This window comes from Bacillus cereus group sp. BfR-BA-01379, from assembly GCF_022663605.1.
Classification (GTDB): domain Bacteria; phylum Bacillota; class Bacilli; order Bacillales; family Bacillaceae_G; genus Bacillus_A; species Bacillus_A mobilis.
The window spans coordinates 1-15,205 of the sequence record NZ_JAKUFT010000096.1 but is presented as its reverse complement, the minus strand read 5'-3'; the positions used below and the strand labels follow the sequence as shown (position 1 = coordinate 15,205).

Here is a 15,205-nt window from a genome sequence, read left to right as displayed (position 1 = left end):
AATAGCAATTTTCATATCTTCTATATCGTCATAAGCAAAGCCCATTCGATTCGCAACACCAGCCATTGTTAAACGAATAATAGCTACATATTCTGCTTTTGCAGGAATTTTCATTTCTATCTTTTCAAATTTCTCCATCATCCCTAGTCACCTTCTTTCTACTTTTTCAAAATCGGAATTCAAATTTAATATTTCTGTTAGTCCTGTAATATCAAATAATCTTTTTAGTCTTTTAGATACACCAATAAACTCTAGCTTTCCATCATTTTTCTTAATCGCTTTTAATAGAGCTATAAACACGCCTAAACCTGTACTATCCATATACTCTACCTCAGTAAAATCTACTACAATATGAACCTCTTTCTCGCTTGCAATAGACATGATCTTATTTTTTAAATCTGATGCTGTATACGCATCAATCTCACCATTAAGTTGTACCGTATAACCTACATCATTCTGCACAATATTTACTGCCAAATTCATCATTTCCGCCCCCTTATCTAAAACTTCTACTATGTAATTACCCATAAAAATTAGTTTTAAACATTTTTTTCATTTTAATTATAAATAAATTTTCTACACCTTTCCCAGCTTCATGCTTAAAAAATGCTACCAAATGTTTAAACCTTGTAAATTTGTGTATGTATAATGTATAAACATTATTTTTAGGGGGATCTATCTATGGAAGAGCACAAGTTTAAAAAGGGAGATTTCGTTCAATTTTCTTATCGACACGATCATGCTACAAAATTAATTGGTTCCATTATTAACATACTAACGAATACAATTGTAGTTGATATAGGTAATGATGAGGACTTATCTCATATAGAACCAAGGCAAGTCGTAAGAATAAATAATTGTGAAAAAGTAACAATGGTTTAATACATAATAGAAAGTATAATTTTAATGAGTGGGGGTTCTTCATCCTCCACTCATTCCTATGCAGATTACATGAAAAAAGCATCCAAATTATTTTAATTGGATGCTTTTTTATGTATATTTATCAGTTTGTTAACCTTATAGCTATATATAATAAACTTAAGATTACTATTCATTATCATACTTACGCTTTCCGCAGCATTCTAGAAAAGAATGTAACGATTAAAATAAAGACGATTGCACCTAATAACGCTGGAAGAACGAAAATGCCTCCCCATTCAGGGCCCCAATGACCAAATAACGCACTACCTACCCAAGATCCGATTAATCCAGCAATCACATTACCAACTATACCTAAAGGAAAGTCTTTTCCTGTAATCATTCCAGCTAACGCACCAATAAGTCCACCTACAATACACGTAATAATAAGTCCCACTATTAACCCTCCTATATTCGTTTTATATTGGATTTATCAAGCTTTGGTATGTAACCAAAGCTTGATAAACATGTATTATTCTTTATTATCCAATCCATCACTTATCTTTTGTTTCACTTTTCCGACTTTTTCTTTTATAGTTCCTTTCGTCTTCTCCCACTTCCCTTCATTTTTCAACTCTCTATCCTCTGTAATTTCACCAATTCCTTCTTTTACTTGTCCCTTTGTCTTTTCAATCTTACCCGTAATTTGTTCTTTCAGCCCGCTCTCACTCATATTTCCCATCTCCTTTTCGTAATAGATTTATAGATTTAAAGAGTATACATGCATCTTCTTTCTTGTAACCATTCACCGACTCTTTCTAAATCCTTAACGAATAACAAGATTTTTCCTTCATCCAGTTTTTCCTCATAAAAGTTAGCTTCTTCCTCATTAAGTCCTAACTCTTGCATCTTATTTCTCAATTGATCTCCCGTTTTTTGAAAGACGTTAATAATGCTTGTCCCAAGTCCCTCCTCTTTTATCCCAATTGTATTCACGTCTGCATTGTCTGCAATTCTATCTGTCCTTTCTTTTTCATGTGTTAATACGTAAATATCTTTTTGGTCTATTCCTTTCTTCACTAGATCATTTGCCGCATTCATGACCTCTTTCTCCGTAATAAATTCATATACAAAAGGTTTACTATACTTCGTTTCCATCTTTAACTTCCTCCTCTAAAATGAATTATTTGTTATATTATATGTAGTACACCCATTTTCGAAATGTTAAACATAAAATTTGAAAAAAGTTGTTTGATTTTTTTCTATCCTAAAACTAGTAGAATAAATCTACTTACAATAACTACCTGAATTAACAGAAAATCGTTATAATTAAACATAAGGAGGGATACTATGAAAAAAATCATATCTATATGCGCTCTAACCGCTATATCTTTCACTTTAATAGGCTGTGCCAGTACCTCAGCTACAGACAAATCTCCACAAGCTAAACAAGAACAGAAGCAAAATGCCTTTCAATTAAACTCCGCAAATATTACAGACATTGAAATACTTAGCACAATAAATAACAACGTTTCAAAATCTCAAACAGATAACGAAGAAATGATAAAATCAATCGTTTCAGCAGTCCAAAAAGGCACTCCTAAAACAATCACATTAGATCAAAAAAAGAGAGAATCTGCACATTCTACTATTACCGTTACATATAAAGATGACGCGAAAGAAGAGTTTCTTGTATGGGCTGATAATAAAGAGCAAATTACGATTGCTAAAAATGAGAAGAAAGATAAGATTGAAGGTGTGGTAGTGAATATTAAAGATGCGAAAATGATGAAGAATTTCTTTTAAAATTCTAATATAATCGCAGTAAAAAAAGAGTAGGATGTAATCCTACTCTTTTTTTACTCCTGTCCAATAAATAAACTTTAATCAATGGGGGTTTTATTCATCCCCCACTGATTATTAGTTGAACCAATCGGACGTTTACGGACAGTTGATCTCCCACCTAACTTCTTTGCTCCAACTGAGTTTTGAGGTGGGAGTTTTACTGTCCGTTAACGCGGGATAAAATCTATTTAAGGTCTAATTTTGCTAAATCATGTTGTAAAACATTATTTCCTTCTTGTGGATTAAATACTATTGCACTAAGACCAAAAACATTCGTAACAACATCTCTATCTTTCGGACGAATGATTCTTACTTCATAAGCAAAAAGTCCTGGAGGAAGAGCTGCTGAACGAAAAGTAACATATCGATTAGGTGCCAATGTTTGTGTTGAAGGGTCTACTAATGGTAACAATACCGGAGAACCCGATGACCAATCAAACATTTCAACAGTTACTGTATGAGTATCATCTGGATCAACATTCATCGCTTCCACAGTAAGAAACAACGTAGCGGAATGTCTACGTAATATACCCGTTGATAAAGTTTCATTGTGATGTTTATAACATTTTCCAGGAGGATGACCATAGCCATAACTCATATCAATTCCCCCCTTTCATTTACAATTAAGGACAAGTATTCCTTATAATATATAATGCTAGTATTATTTTAATGAAAGGTATAAAAGCGGATTTCCATCTGTATTTTTGGATATTTTTCCACTTATTACCTCTTGATAAATAATATAGATTCTCCTACTTTTCCCTTGAATTCCTCCCAAGAATAAATAAATCTATTTCGGAAAGGACCTGCTCCATTCATTCGTAAAAGCATAAAGTAAATTGAATCCGTTAAAACACATGAGTGAACCTTTGGTTTTCCCCTCCTATTAAAAGGAGGAACTATGATGGGCTTTGGGGGTAGTTGTGGCGGCTGTGGCTTCGCCGGAGGATTTGCATTATTAGTTGTATTGTTTATTTTATTAATCATCGTTGGAGCTGCTTGCTTCTGCTAAAAAACTATCGGAAAGACACTCATGTGAGTGTCTTTTCTTTATATGTAAAAAAAGCCCACCTATTTCCGTAGGTGGGCCTTATCTTTATTACACAATATCAAAGTATACTCTCTTTTCCTCTGAATTTTTATGTAATTATACATATTTACAACAATACATGTAGTAATTTATAAATTGTGGGCATGCTCTATAAAGTTGCTTCTTTTGAAAGAAGTAACATATCAATTTTTAGTAACTTTAGCTATATAGGGTCACCCTACATAAAAATTAAAAAAGGAGTGAATTTTCACTCCTCTTTTTTACTTGTGGATTTTAACACTCATTAGATCGCTACTAGAATTTTGCTTCTCTACGCTTATATCTATTTTAAGATTGTTTTTATTTATATCAAAATTACCTGTACGTGTATTAGAAGACACTATATTATCAATCTCTGTACTCAAATCTAAGTTTGGATTTATCATAGTGATCCACTTTTTCCCTAACTCTATTAACGCATTATTACCTTGACCTCTATCAATTACAAAATTAACAGTAAAGTTATTTTCATCATCACCCCTGACAGTGAAATTCCCATAAAATTCTGGAATCCCCTCTAATACCGGAGAGAATAAAACGACCTCTGAACCTGGACCACCTATCGCTGAATACTTTAATTCAGCATTATATTTTGTGTTAATTTGAGTAAGAAGATTTTGTGCTTCCTTAGATACAGATTTTTTCAGTACAGATGAGCTCTCCATCCAACCTTCATAATAATAAATATCATCGATTACTAAATCTTGTGGGATAACAATAGGCTTTGACTCAGGCTCTTTTTCTGGTTTTTCAGATTTAATAATTGCATTGTATAAGAATTGTGCATACTGCTCACGAGTTACGATACTGTTAGGCTCAAACATATTATCTCCCGTACCAACAGTAATTTTATTTTCTTGTAATGCGCTAATAGCGTCTGTTGCCCAGTAATTTTTATTTACATCTTTGAAAGTGGTAGTAGATGTCGCTTTTAAGTTAAAAGCCCTTGTTAATACAGCAGCCAATTGTTCGCGTGTTAAAAGATCATCCGGACCAAATTTACCGTCGCCGAATCCACTCATAATACCTGTTTTACTAAGACTTAAAATTTCTTTTTCAAACATATGACCTTTAATATCAGTAAAAGCGTTTGGTGCATTAGGTTCATCTGCTGGATTCAAATAAAGGTATATCATTCTAGCTACTTGTCCACGTGTAATACTATCTCCAAAACCAAACATTCCATTTCCATAACCAGCTACAATATTTCGCTCTTGTAAATTCATGATCGCTTTATAAGACCAGTGATTTACAGGAACATCTTTAAATCCTATCTTGTTTTCTGCTTGTACATTTGTTAGGGGTGTTAGTGTTGTTGATGCAATAACTGTCCCCGCCAATATTAGTTGTTTAAAATTCATAATTAAATCCCCTTATCCTTAATATAGTGTGTTCATAAAGAATATTACACACACCTTATTTAATATTAACATATAAAGATATTAAACACAGGTTAATTATGGATATTTTAAACATATTATTCCATTGGATACTATTTACAAAGTGATAATCATAATAACTTGTTTCCAATACGTATTCTTTTCCTTTACCCATTTTAAAAAGATACCATTTACAAACTCAAAAAAATCCCCTTCTATCATCTTCTCGCCTCATACAACCGATTTGCTTTATACGAGCAAATGAAAAACATACATGTCGCAACAGGGATAAACGTCCAAAACAATCCTCTCATTAATGCAAATGGTGTTTCAAATAAGAATGACCATAGAAATGCTACGCCTTGCTTATCCCATAATCCAGGCGTCAAGTATAGTTCTTTCGGATTTACAAATGCGTCTACATTAATCGTGTTATTATACATAAATAGAAATAATATCGGCAAATAACAGATCGCTAATTCTAAAAAGGTTTTCGATAGACGTTTATACTTCCCTGCTCGTGACATTTGATCTGAAAAAATGTCATCTTCACTTTCTTCATTTACCTTTTTAAAATAGTACGTACCTGACCACCGATTACCAGCTATATGCTCCCAGCCACTATCTTCAAATAATGTACAGTAATTCATAAATTCACTTTTTCTACTAAATACTCTATGGTCTATTCTGATCGTCGCATCTTCCGGCTCTGTATATCTAAATGTATAACCAAATGTATTGCTTTCTAGCTGATAGCCTTTCCAAGCCATCTCTTCTAACCATTTCTCCTCTTTCTCAAAGTCTAAAAAGAATTTCAATCTCCACATCATCGTTTCCCCCTAACTATACATGTAATAAACTCTTTGTAACCTCAATAATGTGCTGCATTCTCATAAAGTCTAAATGCAATACTTCTTTCCCACGTTCCGTAATGACATACACTTTTCTTCGTTTATCTTCACTTTTTACCGATTCTATTAACCCTTGTTTTAATAAATTTTCAACCGCACCATACAATGTACCCGCTGCGATTTTCACTTGATGATTACTCAGTTCCTCCACCTTTTGCATAATTAAATATCCATGAGCTGGCTCTAATAAAGCTAAAAGAACGTAGTACGTTGTTTCCGTTAATGGTAAATTTTTATCTCTATTCATAAAGACCTCCAATGTAACGATAAATATATAGCTAAACTATATAGTCTAACTGTATAGTTTGATTTTATACAGTTTAACTTTATATGTCAAATTAAGTTAAAAAAAACAACCTAGATCCAACATGGAATCTAGGTTGCTTTTTTACATAAACGTAATCGTCACTAAAGAATATCCTTCTTTCGCATTATACGGCTCAGCTTTATAAGAAACACGATTTGCTCCTTGCGGATAACCGATTTCTCCAATTACTTTTTTCACATCTTGCAATGCGCCATCCATTGATTGTTTATAAAGAATTTCGATTTTTGGTGACTTTTCGTTATAACGTTGCTGCATTTTATTTTTGAATTCATTATAGTTGTTTGCAATGTATTCATTTCCTAAATAATTTAACTTTGTATCTTTTAAGATTTGCTGATATGCAGGGATTTTCGCACTACCTGCCGCAATTTTATTTGTTAGTGTACTATAATAATTTGTTGTAGCTTGCGGATAGTCCCCTCGGTTCCACTCATGATTTCTTGCAATTTGCTCATCTGATAAGTTGAAATAAGAATACGTTACACGCCCTTGTTCATCTGGCACCGGATCATCAAATGTTGTATCAAGGTGATACCATTTGTTTTCGATTTTCACCAAATTCCAAGCATGGGGCTGACCGTCTCCAGTTCCTACTACAAAATGATTCTCAATTCCAGCTTCTTTTAATAATTGATAGGTTAATAGTGCGTAACCTTGGCAAACCGCAGAACGATTTACGAGTGCTTCATATGCTGTGTAAGCTTTATAAGACGTATCGTAAGAAATATGCTTTACGACATAATCATGAATCGCCTTCACTTTTTCGTGATCATCCATTCCAACTTGCGTAATCGAAGAAACGATTGCCTTCGCTTGCTTCATTACATATTCTGTTTGTTCTTTCGTTTCACGATATGTAATCTTTAACGTAAACGTATAATTTCCAGAAGATCCAGAAATTCCATATGAAACATTCGACCTATTATAATTTGTATACTCATTTTTACTTGCCACTTCTTTATAGGCGTTAAAAAGTGTATTCATTACTTCTTCCTGATTACTATTTTTCGTTTTATATGGAAGTGTAATATTCGTTTCATACGCATTAATACGCTTTTGCACTTCATCTTTGAATGCTGTTAATAATGCCGCATCTCCTGTATCTTGCACCGGAACTTCAGGCTGTTTATATTTCAAAGTATTATATAAAAACTGCGCATATTGTTCACGTTTTACCGTACTATATGGCTCAAACTTCCCTTCACCTGTACCAGAAGCAATCCCGTTTGATTGCACTGCACTTATCGCATTTTCACCCCAAAAACCACTCGGAACATCGTTAAATGTATGCTTTTGTTTTGCTGAAAGATGGAAAGCGTTTGTAAGAATTTGTGCCATTTCTGCGCGGCTAACAGAATCTTTCGGTCTAAAACCACCGTTTGCATCACCTTTAAAAACCCCTAATTTCGTTAACGTTAAAACCTCTTCAGGAAACAATGTTGATCCTGTGCGAATATCTCGATACGGATTGTTTAAAGTAGATCCATCTTGTAATACGTAACGAGCACCGTCATTACTAAACGTACCACCTTGCTTATTCGGTACTAACACACGATAAATTAAAGCTGCAACTTGCTCTCTCGTCGCAACATCTCCGAAACCAAACTTCCCATTTCCATAACCGGAAATAATATTTTTACCCGCTAAATCTTTAATTGCCGGATACGACCAATGCGATGTAGGCACATCAGAAAAAATACCCGCCTCAGCAGCTCTCACGTCACTGCCGTTTGTATACAATAAAGCACCACCAATAAGTGATAATGATGTAATTGATTTTAATAGTTTTGTGTACATAATTCCTTCTCCCAATACGTTCTCTATTTATGTTATTTTTTGTCGAAAAATCTAAAAGAATATGACAAAACATATTATACAATTAAAACTTTTTGATGGATACACTAATTTTTGAAATATGCAAAAACTCATATTAGTATATTTTTTCGTATTAATATTATGTTGTTTTACTTGCGGATATATAAATAAAAAAGAAATACAACATACAAACAGCCCAAGCTCCTCACCGAAACTTAGGCTACTTCTTATACTTTTGTACAAAAACAATAAAAATTTGGCCATATGACTACTATTACTTTAACAAAGGTTTTCACTAGAACCTTCTATACTATTTAACTGACTCTACTTGTTTTTCTAATTCTCTTCCAAGGAATGTAGCAAGTTCAAGCATACCAAATTGATTCGCTACAGACTCTGCGTCAGAATTATAGTTTGTGTTTGTATTAATATCATACGTATAAATTGTTCCATCCACACTGCGAATAAATTCAATACCAGCAACGGTAATCTCATTTTCTTTCAAAAACTCTTTGTATTGTTCAATAATTGGCTCGTGGAAGTCTGATATAATTTCAAATTTTGTTGGCGCTTCTGTCTTACTCTCTTCTCCTACTGGGCAAAAAGCATCTTGAATCGAGCACGCATCTGCTGGACAAAGTTCAAATCCTTCTGATGTATCTACTTTAACCGCATATACAAACTGACCGCCTACAAACTCACAACGTGTAATATATGGTTCGGGCGCTTCAATATATTGCTGAATTAAAGTAATTCCATCAATCGGTTCTTCAAACGCTGGACCATCCAAATATTGTTCTAAAGCATTAATGGAATGAAACAGTTGAACACCAAGGCCTTTACCTGCACGGTTATGCTTTGTAATGAACGGTACTTCCCCTAACTCCTTTGCCGCTTTTACTATATGATCACGGCCAACAGCACCAATTGTTTTCGGCACTTGTATCCCAAATTTTCTTAATGCTGCATATTGATTCAATTTACTTACTTCAAGACGTAATGCACGAGACCCATTAAATACTGTGCGCCCGTATCCCTCTAGCCAAGCAAGAACCCCTTCAGTTAATTCAGGTGCATATCGATGCCCTCTCGTATGTGAAGAAGCACTCATACGGCTATAAAAAACACCTTTGGGAGGTTCTTGTTCTAATGAAAGTGTTCCTTCATTTAAAAGCCATTCCTCATACGGTAACTCCAGTTCTTCCAACCTTTTTACTAAATGATCCGTCCATTCCTTATTCTCATGTAATATGTAAATTTTACTCATTTGTAATCAATTCCTTTCTTTTCGCTTCAACTAATGGCATCACTTTTTCAGAAAATCGTTTCATCTCTTCAAGCTGTGGTGAAAATTGTAAAAGTAATAACGTAACACCCACTTTTTCAAAAGCAAGTATTCTTTCTGCAATTTGTTCTGGTGTTCCGATTAAATTAGGACGTAACCCGCGATTCGATACGGAATAATCATTGAGCTTCACTTGCTGTTCCAACTGCGATTTACTCACAAAATCTTGGTAACCCGCGTAACCTAACGCATCATCTCTCACATCCGTTATGCGTTTCCATTCTTCTACTGCCTCTTCTTCGGTATCACGACAAATGACGTAAGCGGCAAGCCCGAATGACTGCAATGGCTCCTCTGTCACTTTCTTTCTACGATTCTTCATATCTTCTATTTTCACAGATACTTCTTCCACTGTTCCCCCATGCATTACATATGCATCCGCGTGATTTACAATAACCTCTTTTCCTCTCTCACTCTCACCACCTGCATAAAGCTTGATGCCTTGTTTCTGCACAGGTTTTGGACTTAAATGTGTATGCTGAAGCTCATAAAAGTTCCCCTTATAAGAAAACTCGTCTTCTTTCCAAAGCCCCTTCAAAATTGTTACAAATTCCTCTGTGCGATCATACCTTTCATCATGTGCGGTAAATACTCCGCCATACTGTCTCGCTTCTTCTTCCCACCACGCTGAAACTATATTCAATGTAAAACGACCATTACTTAATTGATCGATATTCGCTGCCATTTTCGCTGTAACTGCTGGATTATGGAAGCCAGGTCTTACAGCCGTCATAATCTCTAATTTATCCGTCACTGCTGCAAGTGCTGCCGCAGTTGTCCACGCCTCTAAACTTGGTGCTGACACACCTTTTATATCATTTAAATTTAATTCTGCAATCAGTGTTGTTGAAAAACCTAATTGTTCTGCCGCTTGCGCTGTTTGCTTTGCATACTCAAACGTAGGTGGCATAGATTCATCATCTACATTTCGAAGCCATCCCCCAAAAACCGGTAACCAAAAACCATACTCCACTACCTATTCCCCCTTTATGCTTTTAGTCATAAAAAAAGCTACTCTTATCACAATAAGAGTAGCCGTCTTGACTAAGTGAACCGCTCTTATCTTTCAGGTGTTTTTACACCTGCAGGATTTGGCACCTTCCGTCTAAAACGAGGTTGCCGAAGTTTCATAGGGCCCGTCCCTCCACTTCTCAGCATAAGAATTGTTTGATTTCCATTTATTATAATCATCAGAATAATAAAAATCAATCCTTCAATACTTATTTTTCCGATATACATTAAATGATATGTAAAAAATCATATTATTATAGAGGTTTATAGGGGTATTATGTTGTTTTACTTGCGAATATATAAAGGGCTATGTTGTATCATGTCGAAAACATCATGTATAGCCAAGTTGCTTTACTTCTATCTTAAAAATACAGAAAAAGAGGTGTTAGTAGCATGAAAAATATACGATGCGAGAATTGTGGTTCTACTACATTTAAAGAAGGAAGAGTTGGATTTGCTTATCATGCATATGTTTGTGAAAATGATTCTAGTAGGCTCTTTTCAGTGGGAAAACGTTCCAAACTATTAACTACATTTTGTTTAGAATGTGGTGAGGTGAAATCATTTAGAGTGGAGAAGCCGGAGATATTTAAGGAATAAAACACTAGAATCGAGATGTCCTTCATGTGGAAAAAAACTGATTTTCTTGATAGATGTGGTTGTAGTTAATACAAATACCATTCCGGTGGAGGCTCTTTTTTTAAGTCAGGAATAAATTTTTACTGCGGTACATATGAACATAAAACATCTGATTATAAAATAAAAAAAAACGCTCATTTGAGCGTTTCATCTATATACCTAATAATTACTTTTTCTTCCCTTTGATCTAATAACTCTTTATACTTCAATATTACGTCAACCCCACGGCTCTCCATGCGTATATTGTATAACGTTTGTTGTATTAACCTTTGATTGTTCTGTTGGAGCATTTACTCCATTTAATAGTATGACCGTAATTATTAATCCAATTGAACCGCTTATAATTCTTTTCATTTTAAAGCCCCCTTCTGAAAACCTTTTTCTTTTTCTTTATATCCTAAATAGAAGTATTCACTGGATTTTATTGAATTTCCTTCTTTATGATATTTAACCGCTAATTTTTCAGCATATTCCTGGACATATTGCCATAAACCTACTTCATTAAAGAAGGAAATTCCTTTAGAAATAGCTAACTCTAATTCTTCAGCAGAAACATTCTCATTCATTCCCTTTAGAATGGTAAAATGATGTTCATATTCTTTTTGTTCTAGTTCATTACAGATTACTAATCCTTTTTCAATTAAAGAGGCTGCAAGCTTTGTTTTTCCTAACTTTAAATTCTCTCTAGCTTCCAAAAAAATTGCTCTAAAGTGATTCGGGATTTTTTGTGATACTTCTGATAAATAACGAAGTGCTAAATCAGATAGGTTTTGCTCTGCATACATAACCCCTAAGCTATGTCGAACTCGTAACATTAGCTCTTCTTCATTCTGCTTTTTCAAAATATCCAGAGACGACATAAAATAAACTTCTGCCTGCTCAAATTCATTTAGCTTTACACATGCTAACCCAAGAACATTGTCACATGCTGCGACCTTCCTACTATACCCGTACAGCCCTTCAAATATATTTCTTGCTCTAGTTGCATATTGAATAACTAAAATAGGCTGGCAAACATGATAATAATAGCTAGATAGCTTAAAGTTAAATTCTGCTTTTTCGATTGGATCCTGAATATTTTCCATCAAAGATTCTGCTATTCCATAATGCTTTTCAGCCACTTTAAAATCACTGTTTACCGTAGCATGAGAAGCCTTAAAGAAATGGTAATAATATAATAAAGATTCATCTGATGGCGCTTCATCTAACTTCATTTTTCTTAGATCATTCTTAGATATATCAGATTGATGTGGATAAAACTCTGCACTTAACATTTGAAATCTAAAATCTAAAAGTGCATAAAACTCTGTATTCTTTTGATTTTCTTCCATACTATTCATTTTTGTATCAATACTTTGTTTTAATTCCTTTGCCTTAACGAAATTCTGTGAACGAATTTCTCGATACCAATCATGTAAAAGTAAAGTGATTTCTTCCTTCTTTATTACGTGTACACTCATATAGCCCCTGCTCCTTTGTCTATAGATTACTAACATAATAACAAAAATAAACCTAGAAAACATTTAATTTTCTGAATATTATCTTTTCAAAAAAATTTCTCAATACATTTTCACCATTTCAACTCTTTAAACTTATAATTTGTTCTGTCCCTTATTCGTTTCTATATATAAAATAACACTTCATTAGTAGTAATGATGAAATATGAAAGTCTATCCTTTCATAAGAAAGCCCCTTTTCTTTTTTCTCGATGATCGATATTACTTAACATGTAAAAAAAGATTTGGATAGGAGTTCAATACATATTATTAAAATTAGGATGGTTCAAGTCGGAGGAAGGCACCTTTGGGTGTCTTTTCTTTATTTCTCAATATAAAAACTTTAAGAATATGCTATTATTTTGATACAAATTCCCTTTTGTGCAATGAGATAGCAATAAAGATAAGACCCACCTATTTCCGTAGGTGGGTCTTATCTTTATTACACAATACCAAATTATGCTCTCATTTTTTTATAAACTTTATGCAATTATACATAGTTATAATAATTACACAAAATAAATATTACATGTAGTAAAATATAAATTGTGGATACATTCTATAAAGCAGATTCTTTTGAAAGGCGTAACATATCAATCATTGCAGAAGGTGTGGCGTCACTCTAATACTGATCTCAAATCTCTTGTATTTTGTAAACTAACAATCTGGTGTATATAGATGATTCTGTTTTATAGGATGTGTTTACATGTATAACAAAGGGATAATACGGATAGGTTTATATTAAATGAGCGTGGTTCAAGTCGGAGAAAGGCACCTTTAGGTGTCTTTTTTTTATGGAGGATCAGTTTAAAAACTAAAAATAAAAGAACCTCAATAAATGAGGTTCAAAAAATCTACTATTTTAAATTACCTTCGTAAAAAGCAACTCCATTTTGAACATGTTTTAAATACCACGTAATCGTTCCACCACAAACATTTTCATTAAAACTATTAGCATATACTCCATTTGAGTAATAAAGAGTTCTTTTGAATTTACCATTAGAATACTCATAAGGAATTGAGCATGTTGCTTGCTTCGGAGAGCTCACATCTTTTTGTATATCAGCTGAAGCTGCCCCAATTCCTCCTGTTAATGCAATACCAGTTGCCAATAGCCCTACTACTAATTTCTTAAACATAATAAATCCCCCTTTAATAGTTTTTATATCTTACAACTCAACTGTATCACTTTTGTAAATTATGTAAATATCTTGAATATGTAGAAATATTTATTTAACTTTTGGTAATATTGGGATTTTATTTTATCAAATAGAAAATAGAGGGAGTTAGAAAAGTATGTAACAATGCATAATAAATCAATCGGATATTATGATATACTCACAAAGAGCTGATACAAAATTTCTTTAGATTGGAAAACTAAAGTCTTATCTACCTAACAGGAAGGCGCCTAATGGCGTCTTTTCTATATTTTCAAAAGGACCTGCTCAATTCATTCTTTAAAACATAAGGTAAAGTGAACCCGTTAAAATCCATGGAATGAACCCTAGTTTTACCCTTTTATCTAAAGGAGGCACTATTGTTATGGGATATGGTGGTAGTTGCGGCGAAGGCTGCGGTTTCGCTGGAGGATTTGCTTTACTAGTTGTATTATTTATTCTATTAATCATTATCGGATGTAGTTGTTTCTGCTAAAAAACTATTAGAAAAGGTACCTATATATAGGTACCTTTTCTTTATGTGCCTTATTCATTATCTGGTTCCAAACTATTAACTACATTTTGTTTAGAATGTGGTGAGGTGAAATCATTTAGAGTGGAGAAGCCGGAGATATTTGAAGAATAGAATATATCGAAGACATTTTTAACAAATTCCATTACTATTTTCACCAAACTCATCCATTGAATTAACCGTTTTATTTCATTGATATAATTACATTTGAATCGTTATACAGGAGCAAAAATCAAGTACGAAAGAACACTGCAGAAACTGATATTTTCCCTATTTCTTTTTCTCTATATACAAGTCGTAAAAACAGAAACAGCTAAAAGTCCTCGTTGAATTGTTAAAGCAAACAATCCTGTAATTCAATATTATAAAACCATCAACTAAGATAGTGAATGTATTTACCCTATTACATTTCACATGTTGCTCTTAAAATACAAATTTTTCATCGTGATTTTATAAACGCCTTCCATTTAAACACGAAATAATTAAGGCAAAAATAAAAGGCATGCTCCCGGTAAAATACCGAGTCCATGCCTAAGAAGTTTTCTAATAAACTAACTATAACAATCTACAGCTTAAATTACAGTGAATAATCTAAATTTCTTTATTGTTTGATTCGTTGTCGAGCGAATAGAATTCCCCCTAAACCGAATAATACCATACCTACAAGAATTGAAATACTTTCTGTAGATGTTCCTCCTGTGTTAGGAAGTAATGTCGGCTTATCATTTTCTGTAATAGGTGGGGCTTTTGAATCGCTATTTTTTTCTGTATTTGCATTTTGATCTGTGCTTGGATCTTT

20 protein-coding genes, 1 pseudogene and 1 riboswitch are annotated in these 15,205 nt (G+C 33.5%); of the genes and pseudogenes, 5 read left to right on the top strand and 16 right to left on the bottom strand.

Annotated elements, in window-relative coordinates; all coding sequences use genetic code 11:
• Nucleotides 1-141, bottom strand: a pseudogene (gene rsbW, locus MR113_RS24495) (anti-sigma B factor RsbW); the annotation flags it as partial.
• 6 nt (nt 142-147) lie between these two features.
• Nucleotides 148-486: an STAS domain-containing protein gene (locus MR113_RS24490; protein ID WP_242257172.1), complete on the bottom strand. Its 339-nt coding sequence runs from the start codon at nt 484-486 to the stop codon at nt 148-150.
• Nucleotides 487-681: 195 nt separating this feature from the next.
• Between MR113_RS24490 and MR113_RS24485 the strand changes: the two genes are divergently transcribed.
• Complete coding sequence (locus MR113_RS24485; protein WP_242257171.1) at nt 682-882, top strand: methyltransferase; 201 nt, start codon at nt 682-684, stop codon at nt 880-882.
• Nucleotides 883-1,063: 181 nt separating this feature from the next.
• Here MR113_RS24485 and MR113_RS24480 read toward each other — a convergent pair whose 3' ends face one another.
• The 3 genes from MR113_RS24480 to MR113_RS24470 all read right to left on the bottom strand — a co-directional run bounded on the left by MR113_RS24480 (nt 1,064) and on the right by MR113_RS24470 (nt 2,016).
• A complete protein-coding gene (locus MR113_RS24480; protein ID WP_000522903.1) occupies nt 1,064-1,315 on the bottom strand; it encodes a GlsB/YeaQ/YmgE family stress response membrane protein in 252 nt (83 codons plus the stop codon).
• A 75-nt stretch (nt 1,316-1,390) separates the two neighbouring features.
• Nucleotides 1,391-1,591, bottom strand: a complete 201-nt coding sequence (locus MR113_RS24475) for a CsbD family protein (RefSeq protein WP_242257170.1) — start codon at nt 1,589-1,591, stop codon at nt 1,391-1,393.
• Between the two features lie 35 nt (nt 1,592-1,626).
• Nucleotides 1,627-2,016, bottom strand: a complete 390-nt coding sequence (locus MR113_RS24470; RefSeq protein WP_061678673.1) for a YflT domain-containing protein — start codon at nt 2,014-2,016, stop codon at nt 1,627-1,629.
• Between the two features lie 192 nt (nt 2,017-2,208).
• Here MR113_RS24470 and MR113_RS24465 point away from each other — a divergent pair, with 192 nt between their 5' ends.
• Nucleotides 2,209-2,664, top strand: coding sequence for an LptM family lipoprotein (locus MR113_RS24465; RefSeq protein WP_242257169.1), 456 nt, complete (start codon nt 2,209-2,211; stop codon nt 2,662-2,664).
• A gap of 223 nt (nt 2,665-2,887) precedes the next feature.
• Here the strand turns inward: MR113_RS24465 and MR113_RS24460 are convergent, their stop codons facing one another.
• Nucleotides 2,888-3,301, bottom strand: a complete 414-nt coding sequence (locus tag MR113_RS24460; RefSeq protein ID WP_172554330.1) for a hypothetical protein — start codon at nt 3,299-3,301, stop codon at nt 2,888-2,890.
• Between the two features lie 306 nt (nt 3,302-3,607).
• Here MR113_RS24460 and MR113_RS24455 point away from each other — a divergent pair, with 306 nt between their 5' ends.
• Complete coding sequence (locus MR113_RS24455; protein ID WP_000505670.1) at nt 3,608-3,715, top strand: YjcZ family sporulation protein; 108 nt, start codon at nt 3,608-3,610, stop codon at nt 3,713-3,715.
• Nucleotides 3,716-4,014: 299 nt separating this feature from the next.
• On the opposite strand, the gene MR113_RS24450 is transcribed toward MR113_RS24455, so the two are convergent.
• The 6 genes from MR113_RS24450 to MR113_RS24425 all read right to left on the bottom strand — a co-directional run bounded on the left by MR113_RS24450 (nt 4,015) and on the right by MR113_RS24425 (nt 10,544).
• Complete coding sequence (locus tag MR113_RS24450; protein WP_242257168.1) at nt 4,015-5,154, bottom strand: S-layer homology domain-containing protein; 1,140 nt, start codon at nt 5,152-5,154, stop codon at nt 4,015-4,017.
• A gap of 236 nt (nt 5,155-5,390) precedes the next feature.
• Nucleotides 5,391-6,002, bottom strand: a complete 612-nt coding sequence (locus tag MR113_RS24445; protein ID WP_242257167.1) for a DUF2812 domain-containing protein — start codon at nt 6,000-6,002, stop codon at nt 5,391-5,393.
• A 13-nt stretch (nt 6,003-6,015) separates the two neighbouring features.
• Entirely contained in the window at nt 6,016-6,330 is a 315-nt protein-coding gene (locus tag MR113_RS24440) for a PadR family transcriptional regulator (protein ID WP_001078066.1), read from the bottom strand.
• A gap of 141 nt (nt 6,331-6,471) precedes the next feature.
• A complete protein-coding gene (locus tag MR113_RS24435; RefSeq protein WP_242257166.1) occupies nt 6,472-8,208 on the bottom strand; it encodes an S-layer homology domain-containing protein in 1,737 nt (578 codons plus the stop codon).
• Nucleotides 8,209-8,536: 328 nt separating this feature from the next.
• Nucleotides 8,537-9,493: an ATP-grasp domain-containing protein gene (locus MR113_RS24430; RefSeq protein WP_242257165.1), complete on the bottom strand. Its 957-nt coding sequence runs from the start codon at nt 9,491-9,493 to the stop codon at nt 8,537-8,539.
• The gene (locus tag MR113_RS24425; RefSeq protein ID WP_242257164.1) at nt 9,486-10,544 is read right to left on the bottom strand and encodes an LLM class flavin-dependent oxidoreductase; all 1,059 of its coding nucleotides are present in this window, start codon (nt 10,542-10,544) and stop codon (nt 9,486-9,488) included. The genes MR113_RS24430 and MR113_RS24425 overlap by 8 nt, the downstream gene beginning before the upstream one ends.
• Before the next feature lie 83 nt (nt 10,545-10,627).
• A riboswitch (SAM riboswitch) is annotated at nt 10,628-10,734 on the bottom strand.
• A 241-nt stretch (nt 10,735-10,975) separates the two neighbouring features.
• Here MR113_RS24425 and MR113_RS24420 point away from each other — a divergent pair.
• Complete coding sequence (locus tag MR113_RS24420; protein WP_242257163.1) at nt 10,976-11,182, top strand: hypothetical protein; 207 nt, start codon at nt 10,976-10,978, stop codon at nt 11,180-11,182.
• Nucleotides 11,183-11,437: 255 nt separating this feature from the next.
• On the opposite strand, the gene MR113_RS24415 is transcribed toward MR113_RS24420, so the two are convergent.
• The 3 genes from MR113_RS24415 to MR113_RS24405 form a co-directional block, all read right to left on the bottom strand.
• Entirely contained in the window at nt 11,438-11,575 is a 138-nt protein-coding gene (locus MR113_RS24415) for a Phr family secreted Rap phosphatase inhibitor (RefSeq protein WP_098585446.1), read from the bottom strand.
• On the bottom strand, nt 11,572-12,717 hold the full coding sequence (locus tag MR113_RS24410) for a response regulator aspartate phosphatase (protein ID WP_242257162.1): 1,146 nt from the start codon (nt 12,715-12,717) through the stop codon (nt 11,572-11,574). The genes MR113_RS24415 and MR113_RS24410 overlap by 4 nt, the downstream gene beginning before the upstream one ends.
• An 857-nt stretch (nt 12,718-13,574) precedes the next feature.
• Nucleotides 13,575-13,856, bottom strand: a complete 282-nt coding sequence (locus MR113_RS24405) for an LCI fold-containing protein (protein WP_061680502.1) — start codon at nt 13,854-13,856, stop codon at nt 13,575-13,577.
• 403 nt (nt 13,857-14,259) lie between these two features.
• Between MR113_RS24405 and MR113_RS24400 the strand changes: the two genes are divergently transcribed.
• Nucleotides 14,260-14,370 carry a YjcZ family sporulation protein gene (locus MR113_RS24400; RefSeq protein ID WP_000540371.1) on the top strand — a complete coding sequence of 37 codons (111 nt, stop codon included), beginning with the start codon at nt 14,260-14,262 and terminating at the stop codon, nt 14,368-14,370.
• Between the two features lie 637 nt (nt 14,371-15,007).
• Here MR113_RS24400 and MR113_RS24395 read toward each other — a convergent pair.
• Nucleotides 15,008-15,205 (bottom strand): LPXTG cell wall anchor domain-containing protein (locus MR113_RS24395; RefSeq protein ID WP_242257161.1); only part of this gene is annotated, 198 nt, incomplete at its 5' end.

Excerpts from the sequence above, each read along its gene's own strand:
- MR113_RS24430 (WP_242257165.1), bottom strand. The coding sequence starts at position 9,493 with ATGAGTAAAATTTACATATTACATGAGAATAAGGAATGGACGGATCAT.
- MR113_RS24475 (WP_242257170.1), bottom strand. The coding sequence starts at position 1,591 with ATGAGTGAGAGCGGGCTGAAAGAACAAATTACGGGTAAGATTGAAAAG.
- MR113_RS24435 (WP_242257166.1), bottom strand. The coding sequence starts at position 8,208 with ATGTACACAAAACTATTAAAATCAATTACATCATTATCACTTATTGGT.
- MR113_RS24415 (WP_098585446.1), bottom strand. The coding sequence starts at position 11,575 with ATGAAAAGAATTATAAGCGGTTCAATTGGATTAATAATTACGGTCATA.
- MR113_RS24420 (WP_242257163.1), top strand. The coding sequence starts at position 10,976 with ATGAAAAATATACGATGCGAGAATTGTGGTTCTACTACATTTAAAGAA.
- MR113_RS24490 (WP_242257172.1), bottom strand. The coding sequence starts at position 486 with ATGATGAATTTGGCAGTAAATATTGTGCAGAATGATGTAGGTTATACG.
- MR113_RS24455 (WP_000505670.1), top strand. The coding sequence starts at position 3,608 with ATGGGCTTTGGGGGTAGTTGTGGCGGCTGTGGCTTCGCCGGAGGATTT.
- MR113_RS24465 (WP_242257169.1), top strand. The coding sequence starts at position 2,209 with ATGAAAAAAATCATATCTATATGCGCTCTAACCGCTATATCTTTCACT.
- MR113_RS24445 (WP_242257167.1), bottom strand. The coding sequence starts at position 6,002 with ATGATGTGGAGATTGAAATTCTTTTTAGACTTTGAGAAAGAGGAGAAA.
- MR113_RS24440 (WP_001078066.1), bottom strand. The coding sequence starts at position 6,330 with ATGAATAGAGATAAAAATTTACCATTAACGGAAACAACGTACTACGTT.
- MR113_RS24485 (WP_242257171.1), top strand. The coding sequence starts at position 682 with ATGGAAGAGCACAAGTTTAAAAAGGGAGATTTCGTTCAATTTTCTTAT.
- MR113_RS24450 (WP_242257168.1), bottom strand. The coding sequence starts at position 5,154 with ATGAATTTTAAACAACTAATATTGGCGGGGACAGTTATTGCATCAACA.
- MR113_RS24470 (WP_061678673.1), bottom strand. The coding sequence starts at position 2,016 with ATGGAAACGAAGTATAGTAAACCTTTTGTATATGAATTTATTACGGAG.
- MR113_RS24405 (WP_061680502.1), bottom strand. The coding sequence starts at position 13,856 with ATGTTTAAGAAATTAGTAGTAGGGCTATTGGCAACTGGTATTGCATTA.
- MR113_RS24460 (WP_172554330.1), bottom strand. The coding sequence starts at position 3,301 with ATGAGTTATGGCTATGGTCATCCTCCTGGAAAATGTTATAAACATCAC.
- MR113_RS24410 (WP_242257162.1), bottom strand. The coding sequence starts at position 12,717 with ATGTTAGTAATCTATAGACAAAGGAGCAGGGGCTATATGAGTGTACAC.
- MR113_RS24400 (WP_000540371.1), top strand. The coding sequence starts at position 14,260 with ATGGGATATGGTGGTAGTTGCGGCGAAGGCTGCGGTTTCGCTGGAGGA.